Annotated in this window: 13 protein-coding genes; 8 read left to right on the top strand and 5 right to left on the bottom strand. The window is 57.3% G+C overall.

What is annotated here, in order from left to right; all coding sequences use genetic code 11:
• Window positions 1-178: 178 nt before the first annotated feature.
• From R3F64_RS01740 to R3F64_RS01720, 5 genes are all read right to left on the bottom strand, one after another.
• Complete coding sequence (locus R3F64_RS01740) at window positions 179-1,177, bottom strand: branched-chain amino acid ABC transporter permease (protein ID WP_264823230.1); 999 nt, start codon at window positions 1,175-1,177, stop codon at window positions 179-181.
• A 3-nt stretch (window positions 1,178-1,180) separates the two neighbouring features.
• Window positions 1,181-2,068, bottom strand: a complete 888-nt coding sequence (locus R3F64_RS01735; RefSeq protein WP_066320111.1) for a branched-chain amino acid ABC transporter permease — start codon at window positions 2,066-2,068, stop codon at window positions 1,181-1,183.
• A gap of 84 nt (window positions 2,069-2,152) precedes the next feature.
• Window positions 2,153-3,376, bottom strand: coding sequence for an ABC transporter substrate-binding protein (locus tag R3F64_RS01730; RefSeq protein ID WP_332609423.1), 1,224 nt, complete (start codon window positions 3,374-3,376; stop codon window positions 2,153-2,155).
• Between the two features lie 107 nt (window positions 3,377-3,483).
• The gene (locus R3F64_RS01725) at window positions 3,484-4,242 is read right to left on the bottom strand and encodes an ABC transporter ATP-binding protein (RefSeq protein ID WP_217808014.1); all 759 of its coding nucleotides are present in this window, start codon (window positions 4,240-4,242) and stop codon (window positions 3,484-3,486) included.
• A complete protein-coding gene (locus tag R3F64_RS01720) occupies window positions 4,239-5,030 on the bottom strand; it encodes an ABC transporter ATP-binding protein (protein WP_085918762.1) in 792 nt (263 codons plus the stop codon). The genes R3F64_RS01725 and R3F64_RS01720 overlap by 4 nt, the downstream gene beginning before the upstream one ends.
• Before the next feature lie 416 nt (window positions 5,031-5,446).
• On the opposite strand from R3F64_RS01720, the gene R3F64_RS01715 reads away from it, so the two are divergent.
• The 8 genes from R3F64_RS01715 to R3F64_RS01680 all read left to right on the top strand — a co-directional run bounded on the left by R3F64_RS01715 (window position 5,447) and on the right by R3F64_RS01680 (window position 15,216).
• Complete coding sequence (locus tag R3F64_RS01715) at window positions 5,447-5,896, top strand: MerR family transcriptional regulator (RefSeq protein ID WP_085918763.1); 450 nt, start codon at window positions 5,447-5,449, stop codon at window positions 5,894-5,896.
• A 64-nt stretch (window positions 5,897-5,960) separates the two neighbouring features.
• Window positions 5,961-7,130, top strand: a complete 1,170-nt coding sequence (locus R3F64_RS01710) for an isovaleryl-CoA dehydrogenase (RefSeq protein WP_332609421.1) — start codon at window positions 5,961-5,963, stop codon at window positions 7,128-7,130.
• Between the two features lie 22 nt (window positions 7,131-7,152).
• A complete protein-coding gene (locus tag R3F64_RS01705) occupies window positions 7,153-8,760 on the top strand; it encodes a carboxyl transferase domain-containing protein (RefSeq protein ID WP_332609420.1) in 1,608 nt (535 codons plus the stop codon).
• A 12-nt stretch (window positions 8,761-8,772) separates the two neighbouring features.
• The gene (locus R3F64_RS01700; protein ID WP_332609418.1) at window positions 8,773-9,597 is read left to right on the top strand and encodes an enoyl-CoA hydratase/isomerase family protein; all 825 of its coding nucleotides are present in this window, start codon (window positions 8,773-8,775) and stop codon (window positions 9,595-9,597) included.
• Window positions 9,594-11,675 (top strand): acetyl/propionyl/methylcrotonyl-CoA carboxylase subunit alpha, encoded by a 2,082-nt coding sequence (locus R3F64_RS01695; protein ID WP_332609417.1) that lies wholly within the window; start codon window positions 9,594-9,596, stop codon window positions 11,673-11,675. The genes R3F64_RS01700 and R3F64_RS01695 overlap by 4 nt, the downstream gene beginning before the upstream one ends.
• A gap of 11 nt (window positions 11,676-11,686) precedes the next feature.
• Window positions 11,687-12,595 (top strand): hydroxymethylglutaryl-CoA lyase, encoded by a 909-nt coding sequence (locus R3F64_RS01690; protein WP_332609416.1) that lies wholly within the window; start codon window positions 11,687-11,689, stop codon window positions 12,593-12,595.
• Window positions 12,596-12,654: 59 nt separating this feature from the next.
• A complete protein-coding gene (locus R3F64_RS01685; protein WP_085918769.1) occupies window positions 12,655-14,352 on the top strand; it encodes an AMP-binding protein in 1,698 nt (565 codons plus the stop codon).
• 42 nt (window positions 14,353-14,394) lie between these two features.
• Entirely contained in the window at window positions 14,395-15,216 is an 822-nt protein-coding gene (locus R3F64_RS01680) for a class I SAM-dependent methyltransferase (protein ID WP_332609415.1), read from the top strand.
• Window positions 15,217-15,220 lie beyond the last annotated feature (4 nt).

Genomic DNA, 15,220 nt, shown 5'->3' with positions numbered 1-15,220 from the left:
ATGACGAAAAGCCAAACACGCTAATTGACGTTTACGTTAACTTATATTTTAACCCTGCCATAAGCAACCATCCTCCCCCTCGACCTTTGGTGTAGATGGCTGCCTGACAAAAAAGGGTGCCGAATGGCACCCAACAACGGACAGACGCGAACCCGCTTTGTCGATAAAACAGCGGTATTTACTTGAAGTTTTTGCGGTACATTTTGCCAAGCTCCCCCACGATGCCGCTGCGAAAACTCAGCACACAGACCACGAAGATCAGCCCCAGAATAACGCTGACCCAATTACCCAAAGGCGATTGCGCAAGAATATGTTGAAGACTGATCACCAGGCTTGCCCCCATGACCGGGCCGAGCAATGTGCCAACCCCGCCGAGCAGGGTCATCAGAATCACCTCGCCCGACATATGCCAGTGGGCATCGGTCAGCGATGCGAGCTGGAACACCACGGTTTTGGTGGAGCCCGCAAGCCCCGCGATCGCGGCAGACAGCACAAAGGCGAGTAGCTTATAGGCATCAACGTTATAGCCCAGCGAAACCGCCCGGGGTTCGTTTTCGCGAATCGCTTTTAATACCTGCCCGAATGGCGAATGCACTGCGCGCTGAATCAACGCAAAACCAAACAGGAAGATCGCAAACACGAAATAGTACATGGCGATATTATTGCTCAGGTCGATAAAGCCCAGCAGCTCGCCGCGCGGCACGCCGTGAAGGCCATCTTCCCCGCCGGTAAAGGGCGCCTGGATGTAGACGAAGAACATCAGTTGCGCCAGCGCCAAGGTCACCATGGCAAAGTAGATGCCCTGGCGGCGGATCGACAGCACGCCGAACAGTATTCCCAACAGCGTCGCTGAAAACGTGCCTGCGATAATTCCCACCTCTGGCGTGAGTCCAGGGTAGCTGGCCAACAGATAACCGGTGACGTAACCGCCACTCGCCAGAAAGGCCGCATGCCCAAACGAAAGCAGCCCCGCGTAGCCAAGTAGCAGATTGAATGCACAGGCAAACAGTGCAAAACAGAGAATTTTCATCAAGAAGACAGGATAGGCCAGAAACGGGGCGACCAACCCTATCGCGATCAGCGCGAGATAGAACATGGTGCGGCGCTGCTTGGCCCGACGCTGCCGCTCGACGACCATCGACGGCGCGGCTATGGCTTCGTGTTGAGATTGCGTCATGGTTTACGCCTCCTTACCGAACAGCCCTGAGGGGCGTAATAACAGAACCAGAATCATCACCAGAAAGATCACCGTATTGGCTGCCTCGGGGTAATAAACTTTTGTTAGCCCTTCGATGATTCCCATTGACAACCCGGTGATAATCGCCCCCAGAATCGACCCCATTCCGCCGATCACCACCACGGCAAACACCACGATCAGCAGGCTGGAGCCCATGGTCGGCGATACCGGATACAACGGCGCCGCCAGCACACCGGCAAAGGCAGCCAGACCAACGCCAAAGCCATAGGTCAAGGTAATCAGCAAGGGCACGTTAACGCCAAACGCCTGCATCAGCTGGGAGTTTTCTGTCCCCGCGCGAAGATAGGCCCCCAGCCGGGTCCGCTCGATCATGAACCAGGTGAACAGGCACATCGCCAGGGCCGCCACCAGCACCCAACCCCGATACACGGGCAGGAACATGAAGCCCAGGTTCATACCGCCCTGTAGCGCTTCAGGGGCGGTATAGCGCGCGCCAGAAACGCCGAAAATATTGACCAGCGTGCCCTCGAATATCAGCGCCAGACCAAAGGTCAGCAATAGGCCGTACAAATGGTCCAGGTGAGCAATACGACGAAGCAAAAAGCGCTCCATCAACATACCGAAAGCACCTACAACAAGCGGCACCAACACAAGCGCCAGCCAATAATTGATACCTAAATAGCGAAAGCCTAGAAGCGCGGCAAAAGCGCCCAGCATGTATTGCGCTCCGTGGGCAAAGTTGACGATCTTCAACAGACCGAAGATGACCGCCAGACCCAGGCTGAGCAGTGCGTAAAAAGCACCGTTCACAAGGCCCAGTGTCAACTGCCCCAGGAACACGGCCAATGGCACGCCGAATATCATCGTCATGGTACGACTCTCCCCGCCATCAAGCGGGTAGCAGCCAACGACTGCTACCCGAAGATGGATGCTTGTTTATTACGTCTGGGCTGATTAGTTCTGCACCAGTTCGCACTGGCTCTCAGACAGCGGACGGTAAGCTTCTTCGGCGGGAATGGTGCTGAGGATTTCGTAAAGATCCCATTCACCGGTGGATTCCTCAGGGGTTTTCACCTGGGCAAGGTACATATCATGAATCATGCGACCGTCTTCCCGGATACGGCCGTTGCGAGCGAAGAAATCATCGATCGGCATCTCCGCCATTTGCGCGCGAACGGTTTCAGGGTCGTCGGTGCCAGCGGCTTCAACGGCTTTCAGATAATGCATGGTGCTTGAGTAGATACCTGCCTGCACCATGGTCGGCATACGCTCTTCTTCTGCGTAGTAACGCTCCGCCCATTCGCGTGACTGATCGTCCATATCCCAATACCAGCCAGTTGTCAGCAGCAGGTTCTGGGTGGCTTCCAGGCCAAGCGCCTGCACATCGTTAAGGAAAATCAGCAGGCCTGCCAACTGCTGCCCAGATTGCGTCAGGCCAAACTGGCTCGCCGTGGTGATGGCATTGACCGTATCAGAGCCCGCATTGGCCAGCCCCACAATCTTGGCACCTGAACCCTGGGCCTGAAGGATATAAGATGAGAAGTCGTTGGTCGGAAACGGGTGCCGAACACCACCCACAATTTCACCGCCATTCGCCTCCACCACGCTGGTCACATCGGCTTCCAACGCATGACCGAAGGCATAATCCGCCGTCAACATGAACCAGCTGTCACCGCCCTGATCCACCACCGCTTTAGCGGTACCGTTGGCGAGCGGGTAAGTGTCGTATACCCAATGAATGTGATTAGGCGTGCAGTGCTCGTTGGTGATACTCGACGCCGCAGAGCCAGACACAATCGCCAGGCCATCGTTTTCTTCGATCACATTGCTGACGGCGATCGACACCGATGACGCCACCAGGCCGCCAACCATGTCGACGTTGTCCTCGTCGATCCAGCCGCGCACGGTATTGGCGCCGACGTCAGCACTGTTGCGATCATCAGCACTGGAAATAACGATGGGCGCGCCGTTGACGCTGCCGCCAAAGTCCTCAACCGCCATTTCCATGGCGGTTAAGCCACCAGGGCCAGCAAGATCACGATAGGTACCCGACATATCGGCCAAATAGCCAATACGAACTTCGTCGTCACTCATTTGCGCCTGGGCATTCGAGGCCATCAGACTGGTAGCTGCCGCCGCGGCAACACAGCAGGCTAGCGTTTTCTTGATAAATGTCATGCTATTCTCCTGACTCTAGAGAGCCTTTGTTGTTGTGGTACAGGCGAAGTATCAAGTGTGCTTGGTCAATCACGGGTTGTGAGATAAAGCTAGAAAGCCGTGTCGGGTTATACCCCCAGCATTGAATTGAGGTGCTCACGGCGCGATGGCAGTTCGGCGGCGCTGATTTCCTCGACGATCTGCCCGTGCTCCATCACGAAGTGGCGATCCGCCAGCGGTGCGGCAAATCGAAAGTTTTGTTCCACCAGCACAATGGTCATGCCTCGCGCCTTGAGCTGTTCCAGTACCTCGCCGAGCTTTTGCACAATCACCGGCGCGAGGCCTTCGGTGATTTCATCCAGCAACAGCATGCGCGCACCCGTGCGCAAAATACGCGCCATTGCCAGCATCTGCTGTTCACCGCCGGAAAGCCGGGTACCCTGGCTTCTACGCCGCTCGTAGAGGTTAGGAAACATGGTGTAAATTTCATCGAGACTCATGCCGTCTGAACGAACAGTAGGCGGCAATAAAAGGTTCTCATGGACATCAAGGCTGGCAAAAATGCCACGCTCTTCCGGGCAGTAACCGATCCCTAAGCGCGGAATATGGTGCGGCTTCATGTGCAGCGTTTCATTGCCGTTGATGACGATCGATCCGGAACGCCGCCCCACCATGTTCATGATGGCTTTCAGGGTAGTGCTTCGCCCGGCGCCGTTGCGGCCCAGCAAGGTCACCAGCTCACCGCGCTTTACGTCGAAATCGATCCCGTGGAGGATATGCGACTCGCCATAAAAGGCATGCAAATCCTGTACGCGCAGCATTTCCAGGCCCTGAACATTATCGCCAGGTGCCTGGTCGATAGGTGCCTGCGCTTCAACGGTATTCATACGGCAGCTCCTTCCTCTTCGGCGGCGTCGCTGCCCATATAGGCTTCGCGCACTAGCGGGTTACGGGACACATTGTCGTAATCGCCCTCGGCCAACACGGCACCACGCGCCAGAACAGTAATACGATCGCACAGGCGGCTCACCACGCTCAGATTATGCTCCACCATCAAAACCGTACGGCCTTTCGATACCCGCTTGATCAACGCCACGATGCGGTCGACGTCTTCCGCGCCCATGCCTTGTGTGGGTTCATCCAGCAGCATCATGGTCGGATCAAGCGCCAGCGTAGTAGCGACTTCCAATGCCCGCTTGCGCCCGTAGGGCATCTCAACGGTTAGCGTATCGGCATACTCGCCAAGCCCCACTTCTTCCAGTAATTCAAGGGCACGCTCATTGAGGTGATCCAGGGATTTCTCTGACTTCCAGAAGTGGAACGAGGTACCCAACTTACGCTGGAGCGCCACCCGCACGTTTTCCAGCGCGGTCATATGGGCAAATACGGCTGAAATCTGGAAGGAGCGCACCATACCCAGTCGCGCGATCTCATTGGATTTCATCGAGGTAATGGCGTTACCCCGATAGAGAATCTCCCCGCGCGTAGGGGGTAGAAACTTGGTCAGCAGATTGAACACCGTGGTTTTGCCAGCGCCATTAGGCCCTATCAAGGCGTGGATATGCCCTTCCTGTACCTGGAGATTGACATCGTCCACCGCTGTAAAACCGCGAAACTCTTTGGTCAGCCCGCGCGTTTCGAGAACGGGCACTTTCCGAACATCGTCTGCACACATGAAGTGGTAAGCCTCTTGTTGTTCTTGTGCTGACTTAGAACCCTCTGACTCACGATGACATGTTGATGCATGCCTCATGTTCCAGTGACTTCTTTACACCAGCCTGTACTTACTAGAAGCAAAATTCGTTAGCTGGCAACATATTCTTACCTTAACGTAAGGTGTAGGTGCAAACTAGCAACCTCTGTCAGGTAATTACAATTACAACTTTGGTCTACGCAAGTGAAAGATACTGACCTTGTTTTGTAAAAAAGACTTCTTATTCAGAAGATTGGCAACGTCTATCAGCAAAACAAAGAAAACAAGATATGCTTTACGTTAACGTAAACTTGTTTTAGCCTCACTGGCAGTGTTCCATAGAAGGTATGCCTTAAGAATGATTCTTGGGAACAATGCCCTTTTGAGAGAACGTCACCATGAGCAAAACCTACTCGATCAGCGAATTGGCCAACGAATTTGATTTGACCACCCGCAGCATCCGTTTCTACGAAGACCAAGAGTTGCTTCACCCCACCCGCCGCGGGCAAACCCGCGTCTACAGCAGTAAGGATCGGGTGCGACTCAAGCTGACCATTCGTGGTAAGCGACTGGGGTTTTCACTCGCCGAAATTCGCGAGCTGTTCGAGCTCTGGGACGAGACCCGCAGCGGCAGTAAAAAACAGCTGAATTTAATGCTCAGCAAGATAGCCGAGCGCCGCTCTGCACTGGACCAGCAGATGAAAGATATCACCATGGTCCAGCTTGAGCTCGAAAGCGCAGAAATTCGCTGCCGTCAGGCGCTGGAGGAACTGAATCAAAAACAACGCGAAGAAGAGCAGACGGAACCCGATACAACATCGCCATCTTCATCCGCGACTACGCACTGAATAGATAACGACTCTAAATACCCCCAGCGCGCTTACCAACACAATGAACAACAGGTGATTGACCATGTTTTCACACTACTCAGAACTCAATTTTGGCCTGGATGACGAGCTGAATATGCTGCGCGAGCAGGTCAACGCCTTCGCTGCAAGCGAGATTGCCCCACGCGCTGCCGAAATCGACCAGAGCAATGAATTTCCCAACGACCTATGGAAGAAGTTCGGCGATATGGGCTTATTGGGTATTACCGTTTCTGAAGAAGATGGTGGCAGCGGTATGGGCTATCTCGCCCACTGTATCGCCATGGAAGAGATTTCGCGGGCCAGCGCCTCGGTGGCGCTCTCCTACGGCGCCCACTCCAACCTGTGCGTCAATCAGATCAAGATCAACGCCACCGCCGAACAGAAAGCCAAGTACCTGCCCAAACTGATCAGCGGTGACCATGTGGGTGCCCTGGCCATGTCGGAACCCGGCGCCGGTTCCGATGTGGTCTCCATGCAGCTGCGTGCTAAACGCGATGGCGACCACTACATCCTTAACGGCAACAAGATGTGGATCACCAATGGCCCGGACGCGGATGTGCTGGTGGTCTACGCCAAGACCGACCCGGACGCCGGTTCCAAAGGCATTACCGCCTTTATTATCGAAAAAGGCATGCCCGGTTTCTCGACCGCCCAGAAGCTCGACAAGCTGGGCATGCGCGGCTCCAACACCTGCGAACTGGTGTTCCAGGACTGCGCCGTGCCCGCCGAGAATATTCTGGGGGATGAGGGCAAAGGCGTTCGCGTACTGATGAGCGGCCTGGATTACGAGCGCACCGTGCTCGCGGCCGGCCCCATCGGCATCATGCAGGCCGCCATGGATGTGGTGCTGCCCTATATCCACGAGCGCAAGCAGTTCAACCAGTCGATTGGCGAATTCCAACTGGTGCAGGGCAAGGTAGCGGATATGTACACCACCCTGAACGCCTGCCGGGCCTATCTTTATGCCGTAGCGGGTGCCTGCGACCGCGGCCAGACCTCCCGCAAAGACGCTGCCGGGGTGATTCTCTACTGCGCGGAAAAAGCCACCCAGGTAGCGCTTGATGCGATTCAGCTACTCGGCGGAAACGGCTATATCAACGAGTACCCCACTGGCCGCCTGCTGCGCGACGCCAAGCTTTACGAAATTGGCGCGGGCACCAGCGAGATTCGGCGGATGCTGATTGGCCGCGAACTCTTCACTGAAACCCTTTAATTAACATCAGCAGGGCCGCGCCATGAGTACCATCAATAGCCAAATCAATCCGCGCAGCGATGTGTTCCAAGCCAACGAAGCCGCAATGCTCGGTGAAGTTAGCAAGCTACGTGAGCTTACGGCCGCCATTGCCGAGGGCGGCGGTGCCAAAGCCCGCGAGCGCCATGAAAGCCGCGGCAAGCTGTTTGTTCGTGACCGTATCGATCACTTGATCGATGAGGGGTCCCCATTTCTAGAATTCTCCGCCCTGGCAGCTCACCATATTTACGACAGTGAGATTCCGGCGGCAGGCGTTGTGACCGGTATTGGCCGGGTTTCCGGCGTCGAGTGCGTCATCGTGGCCAACGACGCCACGGTCAAAGGCGGCACCTATTTTCCGCTGACGGTTAAAAAGCATATTCGCGCCCAGGAGATCGCCCGCAAGCACCGCCTGCCGTGTATTTATCTGGTCGATTCCGGCGGTGCCTTCCTGCCCCGCCAGGATGAAGTCTTCCCTGACCGCGACCATTTCGGTCGCATCTTCTACAACCAGGCAACCCTGTCCGCCGAAGGTATCCCCCAAATTGCCGTGGTCATGGGTTCCTGTACCGCAGGTGGCGCTTATGTGCCCGCCATGGCGGATGAGTCGATCATCGTTAAAGAACAGGGCACGATTTTCCTCGGCGGACCGCCCTTGGTAAAAGCCGCCACCGGCGAAAGCATCAGCGCTGAAGACCTGGGCGGCGCGGATGTGCATGCCAAAGTCAGCGGCGTGGCCGACCACTACGCCGAAAACGATGCCCACGCGCTGCAGCTTGCCCGCGCCTGTGTCTCGCGGCTCAACTGGCAGAAACGCGGCCAGCTTGCCATGCAGGCGCCCAAGCCACCCAGGCTCGACCCCGCCGAGCTGTATGGCATTGTCGGCACCGACCTTAAAAAGCCCTATGACGTGCGGGAAGTCATTGGCCGCATCGTCGATGACTCCGACTTTGACGAGTTCAAGCGCTACTACGGCGATACGCTGGTCACGGGCTTTGCGCACATCCACGGCTATCCGGTGGGTATCGTGGCCAACAACGGCGTGCTGTTTTCTGAAAGCGCCGTCAAGGGGGCACACTTTATTGAGCTCTGTGCCCAGCGCAAGATTCCGCTGATCTTCCTGCAGAACATCACCGGCTTTATGGTCGGTTCAAAGTACGAACACGAAGGTATTGCCAAGCACGGCGCCAAGCTGGTCACCGCCGTGGCCTGCGCCAAGGTGCCCAAATACACCGTCCTGATTGGCGGCAGCTTCGGCGCTGGTAACTACGGCATGTGCGGGCGGGCTTATGATCCCAACCTGCTGTTTATGTGGCCCAACGCGCGTATTTCCGTGATGGGGGGTGAACAGGCGGCGGGCGTGCTGGCCCAGGTCAAGCGCGAACAGCACGAGCGCGATGGTCGCGAGTGGAGCAAGGAGGAAGAAGAAGCCTTCAAACAGCCCACACGCGAACAGTATGAGCATCAGGGCCATCCCTACTACGCCAGCGCCCGCCTTTGGGATGACGGCGTGATTGACCCCCTGCAAACCCGCGATGTGCTGGGACTTTCACTGGCCGCCGCGATGAATGCTGAAGTCGAAGAGACACGCTTTGGCGTGTTCCGGATGTAAGGGGCAATCACCATGGCTTACTCAACACTGATGATTGAAAAGGGCGTGGCGCGCCTGACATTGAACCGCCCAGAAGTGCATAACGCCTTCGACGATAGCCTGATCGCCGAGCTGAATGAACACCTCAACCGGCTACATGTGCTTGCTGAAGCGGGCGAAGTGCGCGCGGTCGTACTGGGCTCAGAAGGCAAGAGCTTTTCGGCGGGTGCTGACCTGAACTGGATGAAGCGCATGGTCGACTACGACCTTGACGATAACCTCGCCGATTCGCGCAAGCTCGCCGCGCTGATGCACGGTCTGGACACGTTGCCCTGCCCCACGCTATGTCGTGTGCAAGGCGCTGCCTTTGGCGGTGCCGTAGGGCTTGCCGCCTGCTGCGATGTGGTGGTTGCCTCCGTGAAAGCCAAGTTCTGCCTCTCGGAAGTCAAGATTGGGCTTTCGCCTGCCGTCATCAGCCCCTATGTGCAGCGTGCATTAGGCGAGCGCCAGATGCGTCGCTATGCGTTAACAGCGGAAGTGATGGATGCCCCAATGGCGCTCGCGCTCGGTTTGGCCCACCAAGTGGTTGAGCTTGATGCGTTGGATGACGCTGTCGATGCCATGCTGGCAACGCTATTGGCTGGCTCACCCCAGGCCCAGCGTGCCACCAAAGCGTTGTTGGCTAGCGTCGTCCAGTCCCCGGATAGCGACGCCACTCGAGAACACACCTGCCAGGTCATCGCCAGATTGCGGGTAAGCCAGGAAGGCCAGGAGGGATTATCCAGCTTCTTTGAAAAGCGCCGCCCCGTTTGGGCCGAATCTAATAACACATCTAACGCTTCGGAGCGTCGCTCATGAGTCACTCATCCACCATCGCAAAAGACGAAAAAGCTGACAACGCCGCTCGCACGACACCTTTTGACACCCTACTGGTCGCCAACCGCGGCGAAATCGCCTGCCGAGTGATGCGCACGGCGCGCCGCATGGGATTAAAAACCGTCGCCGTCTATTCAGACGCCGATGCCAGCGCCCGCCATGTACGTGAAGCCGACGAGGCCGTGCGCTTGGGCCCTGCCGCCGCGCGGGAAAGCTACCTCAATATTGACGCGGTGGTTGACGCTGCCAAGCGCACCGGTACCGGAGCGATTCACCCGGGCTACGGCTTTCTTTCCGAGAATGGCAGCTTCGTTAAAGCGCTTGAAGAAGCGGGCATTACCTTTGTGGGGCCGCCCGCCTCGGCCATTGCAGCCATGGGCGATAAATCCGCCGCCAAAGCGCGCATGGCCAATGCCGGCGTTCCGCTGGTGCCTGGCTACCATAGTGATGACCAGGACGACACCCTGCTACGTACCGAGGCTGACAAGATCGGCTACCCGGTCATGCTCAAAGCCAGCGCGGGTGGCGGTGGCAAAGGCATGCGCGTTGTTGAATCGGGTGATGGTTTCCAGGCTGCGTTGGATGGCTGTCGCCGTGAATCCAAAGCTGCTTTCGGCGACGACCGCATGCTGATCGAGAAGTACCTGGTGCAGCCACGCCATGTGGAAGTGCAGGTATTCTGCGACCGCCATGGCAACGGGGTTTACCTGTTCGAGCGTGACTGCAGCGTTCAGCGTCGTCATCAAAAGGTGATCGAAGAAGCCCCTGCTCCCGGCATGACCGCGGAATTGCGCAGTGCCATGGGCGATGCCGCAGTGCGTGCCGCAAAAGAGATCGGCTACGTGGGTGCGGGCACCGTGGAGTTCCTTTTAGACGCGGACGGTTCCTTCTACTTTATGGAGATGAACACTCGCCTCCAGGTCGAGCACCCGGTCACCGAAAAGATCACCGGTCAGGATCTGGTCGAGTGGCAACTGCGTGTTGCCATGGGGGAACGGCTCCCGTGTCAACAAGATGAACTAACCATTACCGGCCACAGCTTTGAGGCGCGCATTTACGCCGAAGACCCGGACCAGGATTTCATACCCGCCACCGGCTTGCTTACCCGCTTTGCACTGGATCTGGAAGGCGCAGGCTTGAACGCCGATCAGGTTCGCTTGGATAGCGGTGTGGAGAGCGGCGATACAGTGTCGATGCACTATGACCCCATGCTCGCCAAGCTGATTGTGCACGGCCCCGACCGCAGTGCAGCGCTGGCGACGCTTAACCGCGCGCTTGCAGCGCTGGACGTTCAAGGGGTGGTTACCAACCGTGCCTTCCTGATGCGCCTGGCGACCCACCCTGGTTTCAAGAACGTGGAGCTGGATACGCGCTTTATCGAGCGCAACGAAGCCACGCTTTTCGCACCGCGCCACCACAGCATTGAGGCCTACGCCAGTGCGGCGCTGATTGGTCTGCACCAACTCGCCCAGGAGTGTGAAAGCGACTCCCCCTGGGATCGGCACGACGGCTTCCGCCTTAACGCACCCCACACTATTCGTATTGCCCTGTGTGACCCGGCAGATATCAAAGCCGCTGACAGCGATGAGTCAGTGGTGATTGTGGAAGGCAAACGCAACGCAGGCGAAGCGTTATGGAATCTGACCATTGGCGATGACACCCTCACCGCCAGCCTGCAGCCGCTGGCCGGCGATGCGGTCGCCGTCACCCTTAACGGCCACCGCCGCCGCCTGCAGGCGCGCCGGGATGGGCATGTCGTGGTGATGGCTGACCCTAACGGAGAAACCCGGCTGTTCTGGCGGCGTATTGATGCCATCGATCATGGTCACCACGAAGCGGAATCCACTCTCACTGCACCGATGAACGGCACCGTCGTTGCCCTGCTGGTGGAGTCCGGTATTGCCGTTGAAAAAGGCATGCCGCTGATGGTCATGGAAGCCATGAAGATGGAGCACACCATGACCGCACCTGCAGACGGCAGCGTGGAGGCCTTCCACTTCCAGGCAGGTGATACCGTCAACCAGGGCGATGTGCTGCTCGACTTTGCAGCCAACGAATAAAGGAGCTCTCAATGGCATTGCCAACCTCCGTCAAGCTGTTTGAAATGGCCCCCCGGGACGGCCTGCAAAACGAGCCCGGGGCCATCGTGCCTGCTGCGACCAAAATCGCCCTGATCGAACGCCTCGCCAACGCGGGTATCACGCATATCGAAGCCGCCAGCTTTGTGTCACCCAAGTGGGTGCCGCAAATGGGCGATGCAACTGAGGTAATGACCGGCATCCATCGTCAGCCAGGCGTGGTCTATTCTGCATTGACGCCCAACCTGAAAGGCCTGGAGAACGCGCTGGAAACGGGCGTGGATGAAGTGGCCGTCTTTGGCGCCGCATCAGAAGCGTTTGCGCAAAAAAATATCAATTGCTCGATTGCCGAATCACTGGCGCGCTTTGAACCGGTACTGGAACGCGCCCGGGAGGCCGGTATTCGAGTTCGCGGCTATGTGTCTTGCGTGTTGGGCTGTCCTTACGAAGGCGAGATAGCGCCTGGCAAGGTAGCCGAGGTAGCCAAGGCACTTTACGACATGGGCTGCTACGAAATTTCACTGGGCGACACCATTGGCGTGGGCACCCCATTGGCTGCCAAGCGAATGATTGAGGCGACACGCCAGCAGGTGCCCGTTGAGTTCCTGGCAGCTCATTTCCACGATACCTACGGCATGGCGCTGGCGAACCTGTACGCGGTAATGGAAGAAGGCATCAGCGTGATCGATGCGGCCACGGCTGGCCTCGGTGGCTGCCCCTACGCCAAGGGCGCCTCCGGTAATGTCGCCACCGAAGACGTACTCTACCTGCTTGAAGGGCTAGACATAGAAACAGGCATCGACCTGCAGGCCGTGATCGATACCGGCTACTGGATTACCGGCGAGTTAGGCCGCAAGCCCAGCTCTAAAGTCGCCCTGGCAAAAGGTCGCGCCAGCTCATAACAAACAACAAACAGTCGCGGCCTTCGCTCGGACAAGACAATAATATTTGGAGAGATACCATGGCATCACCTGCACTCACGCTGCCAAGCTACACCAGCAGCACCGCCGACAAGCCACTGCTGGGCATGACCATTGGCGATAAATTCGACCAGATCGCCGCGCAGTACCCGGATAACGACGCCTTGATTGCATTACACCAGAATATTCACTGGTGCTACCGCGAGCTTCAGGATGAAGTGAATCGCTGTGCCCGTGCCCTGCTGGCTATCGGCGTCAAAAAGGGCGATCGCGTGGGCATCTGGGCGCCTAACTGCAGCGAATGGACCGTCACCCAGTTCGCCACGGCCAAAATTGGCGCCATTCTGGTCAATATTAACCCCTCCTACCGCACCCATGAGCTGGAGTACGCGCTGAATCAATCCGGCGCACGCTTTCTGGTGACGGCGAACCGTTTCAAAACATCTGACTACAGCGCCATGCTGTATGAACTGGCGCCAGAACTGAACACCTGTGCCGAAGGCCAGTTGACGTCACAAAAGCTGCCCGAGCTTGAGTGCGTGATTAATTTAAGTGCCGATAAACACCCCGGTATGTGGCGTTGGGCCGACATGATGGAAGCGTCTCGCCACGTCAGCCAAACCGACGTTGACGACCTGCAGGCCACGCTCCAGTTCGACGACGCGATCAATATTCAGTACACCTCCGGTACCACGGGCTTCCCCAAAGGGGCGACGCTCTCCCACCACAACATTCTCAACAATGGTTTCTTCGTTGCTGAAAGCATGGGCTTTACCAGTGAAGACCGCCTGGTGATCCCGGTGCCGCTTTATCACTGCTTTGGCATGGTGATGGGCAACCTGGGCTGCATGACCCATGGTGCGGCCATGATCTACCCGGATGAAGGCTTTGACCCCGGCACTGTTCTCAAGGCAGTACACGAACAGAAAGCCACCGCACTGTACGGCGTGCCCACCATGTTTATCGCCGAGCTTGACCATCCGGACTTTGCAAGCACCGACCTCTCAACCCTGCGCACCGGTATCATGGCGGGTTCCATCTGCCCTGCCGAGATCATGAAGCAGGTCATCAGCAAGATGAACATGAAGGGCGTGCAAATCGCCTACGGCATGACCGAAACCAGCCCGGTATCCACCCAGACCGGCGCCGATGACAGCATTGACAAGCGCGTTTCGACCGTCGGACGTACCCAGCCGCACCTGGAAACCAAAATCGTTGACCCCGGCAACGGCGGCATTCTGCCCCGTGGCGAAATCGGCGAGTTGTGTACTCGCGGCTACAGCGTCATGTTGAAGTACTGGAACAACGACAAAGCCACCGCTGAAGCGATTGACGAAGCGGGCTGGATGCATACCGGCGACTTAGCCACCATGGATGAAGAGGGCTATGTCCAGATCGTCGGTCGCATCAAGGACATGGTGATTCGCGGCGGCGAGAATGTTTACCCCAAGGAGATCGAAGAGTTTCTTTACGCCCACCCGGCCATATCAGAAGTGCAGGTGACCGGTGTGCCGGACAAGAAGTATGGGGAAGAGCTGATTGCCTGGGTCAAGCTCAACAGCACCGCCGATGAGGTCACTGGGGAAGAACTGCGCGAGTACTGCAAGGGCAAGATCACCCACTTCAAGATTCCGCGCTACTTCAAATTCGTCGATGAATTCCCGATGACTGTCACCGGCAAGATCCAGAAATTCAAAATGCGCGAGATTTCCATTCAAGAGCTCGGGTTAGACGACTAGCGGCACGCGCTGGCAGCTCTTCGGCTAGCGAAGGAGCATCAAATGGCTTTCCACTCGCCCCTGGTGACGCATTACCATCAGGCACTTCGTGACCGCGAAGTGCTTGAACAAATCCGGGCCCATTACCCTGACGGACCGACACTGCCCCAGCTTGCTCCCCTGGACCAACTGCATATTGGCGGTATGGCGGCGTCCGCCAGGTTGCTGAACCTGATTGATCCCGTTGCCCCCACACGCGTGCTGGATATAGGCGCTGGTCTGGGCGGGCTAATGCGCCAGGGAGCGGCGCTGGGTTATCACATGGTCGGCCTTGATATTACCCATCGGTTTAACGTTCTCAACCAATCGCTTAGCGCACTGGCAGGCAGCCCGCCGCTTGTCTCGATCACTGCTGACGCCTGTGCCTTGCCGTTTGAGTCGGGGTGTTTCAATGCAGTGGTCTTCCAGCACAGCCTGCTCAACATGCCTGACGCGGCCAGGGTGATGGATGAATGTCACCGCGTGCTGAGCGCTAACGGTCAACTGGTGATGCACGAAGTGATCAGCGGTCCCAACGTGGAAGACCTTGTCTACCCCGTACCCTGGGCGGATTCGCCAGCGCATTCCCATTTGCTTACCCAGGACGCACTAGTCCATCTGCTCGAATCAAAGGGCTTTCACATTCAACACCTCGATGACTGGAGCGATACAGCCCTGGAATGGCGCCAGCGCCAAAGACATAAAGAACAGACGCCACGGACGGCGGTACTCTCCCCAGCCTGGGTGTTCGGCGACCGCTTTACCCAGATGGGCAAGCACCTGGTCGAAAACCTGGTCAATGGCGCAATTAAATTGGTAGAAATCAAGGCCCGTTGCTACGCTTAAAAGG

Origin of the sequence: Halomonas sp. 5021, from assembly GCF_036663435.1 — a bacterium.
Lineage (GTDB): Bacteria > Pseudomonadota > Gammaproteobacteria > Pseudomonadales > Halomonadaceae > Vreelandella > Vreelandella janggokensis.
Note: the sequence above shows the minus strand (reverse complement) of the source record. Positions and strands in the feature narration are given on the sequence as shown.

Coding starts and splice junctions, on each gene's coding strand:
- R3F64_RS01740 (WP_264823230.1), bottom strand. CDS start 1,177: ATGACGCAATCTCAACACGAAGCCATAGCCGCGCCGTCGATGGTCGTC.
- R3F64_RS01735 (WP_066320111.1), bottom strand. CDS start 2,068: ATGACGATGATATTCGGCGTGCCATTGGCCGTGTTCCTGGGGCAGTTG.
- R3F64_RS01730 (WP_332609423.1), bottom strand. CDS start 3,376: ATGACATTTATCAAGAAAACGCTAGCCTGCTGTGTTGCCGCGGCGGCA.
- R3F64_RS01725 (WP_217808014.1), bottom strand. CDS start 4,242: ATGAATACCGTTGAAGCGCAGGCACCTATCGACCAGGCACCTGGCGAT.
- R3F64_RS01720 (WP_085918762.1), bottom strand. CDS start 5,030: ATGTGTGCAGACGATGTTCGGAAAGTGCCCGTTCTCGAAACGCGCGGG.
- R3F64_RS01715 (WP_085918763.1), top strand. CDS start 5,447: ATGAGCAAAACCTACTCGATCAGCGAATTGGCCAACGAATTTGATTTG.
- R3F64_RS01710 (WP_332609421.1), top strand. CDS start 5,961: ATGTTTTCACACTACTCAGAACTCAATTTTGGCCTGGATGACGAGCTG.
- R3F64_RS01705 (WP_332609420.1), top strand. CDS start 7,153: ATGAGTACCATCAATAGCCAAATCAATCCGCGCAGCGATGTGTTCCAA.
- R3F64_RS01700 (WP_332609418.1), top strand. CDS start 8,773: ATGGCTTACTCAACACTGATGATTGAAAAGGGCGTGGCGCGCCTGACA.
- R3F64_RS01695 (WP_332609417.1), top strand. CDS start 9,594: ATGAGTCACTCATCCACCATCGCAAAAGACGAAAAAGCTGACAACGCC.
- R3F64_RS01690 (WP_332609416.1), top strand. CDS start 11,687: ATGGCATTGCCAACCTCCGTCAAGCTGTTTGAAATGGCCCCCCGGGAC.
- R3F64_RS01685 (WP_085918769.1), top strand. CDS start 12,655: ATGGCATCACCTGCACTCACGCTGCCAAGCTACACCAGCAGCACCGCC.
- R3F64_RS01680 (WP_332609415.1), top strand. CDS start 14,395: ATGGCTTTCCACTCGCCCCTGGTGACGCATTACCATCAGGCACTTCGT.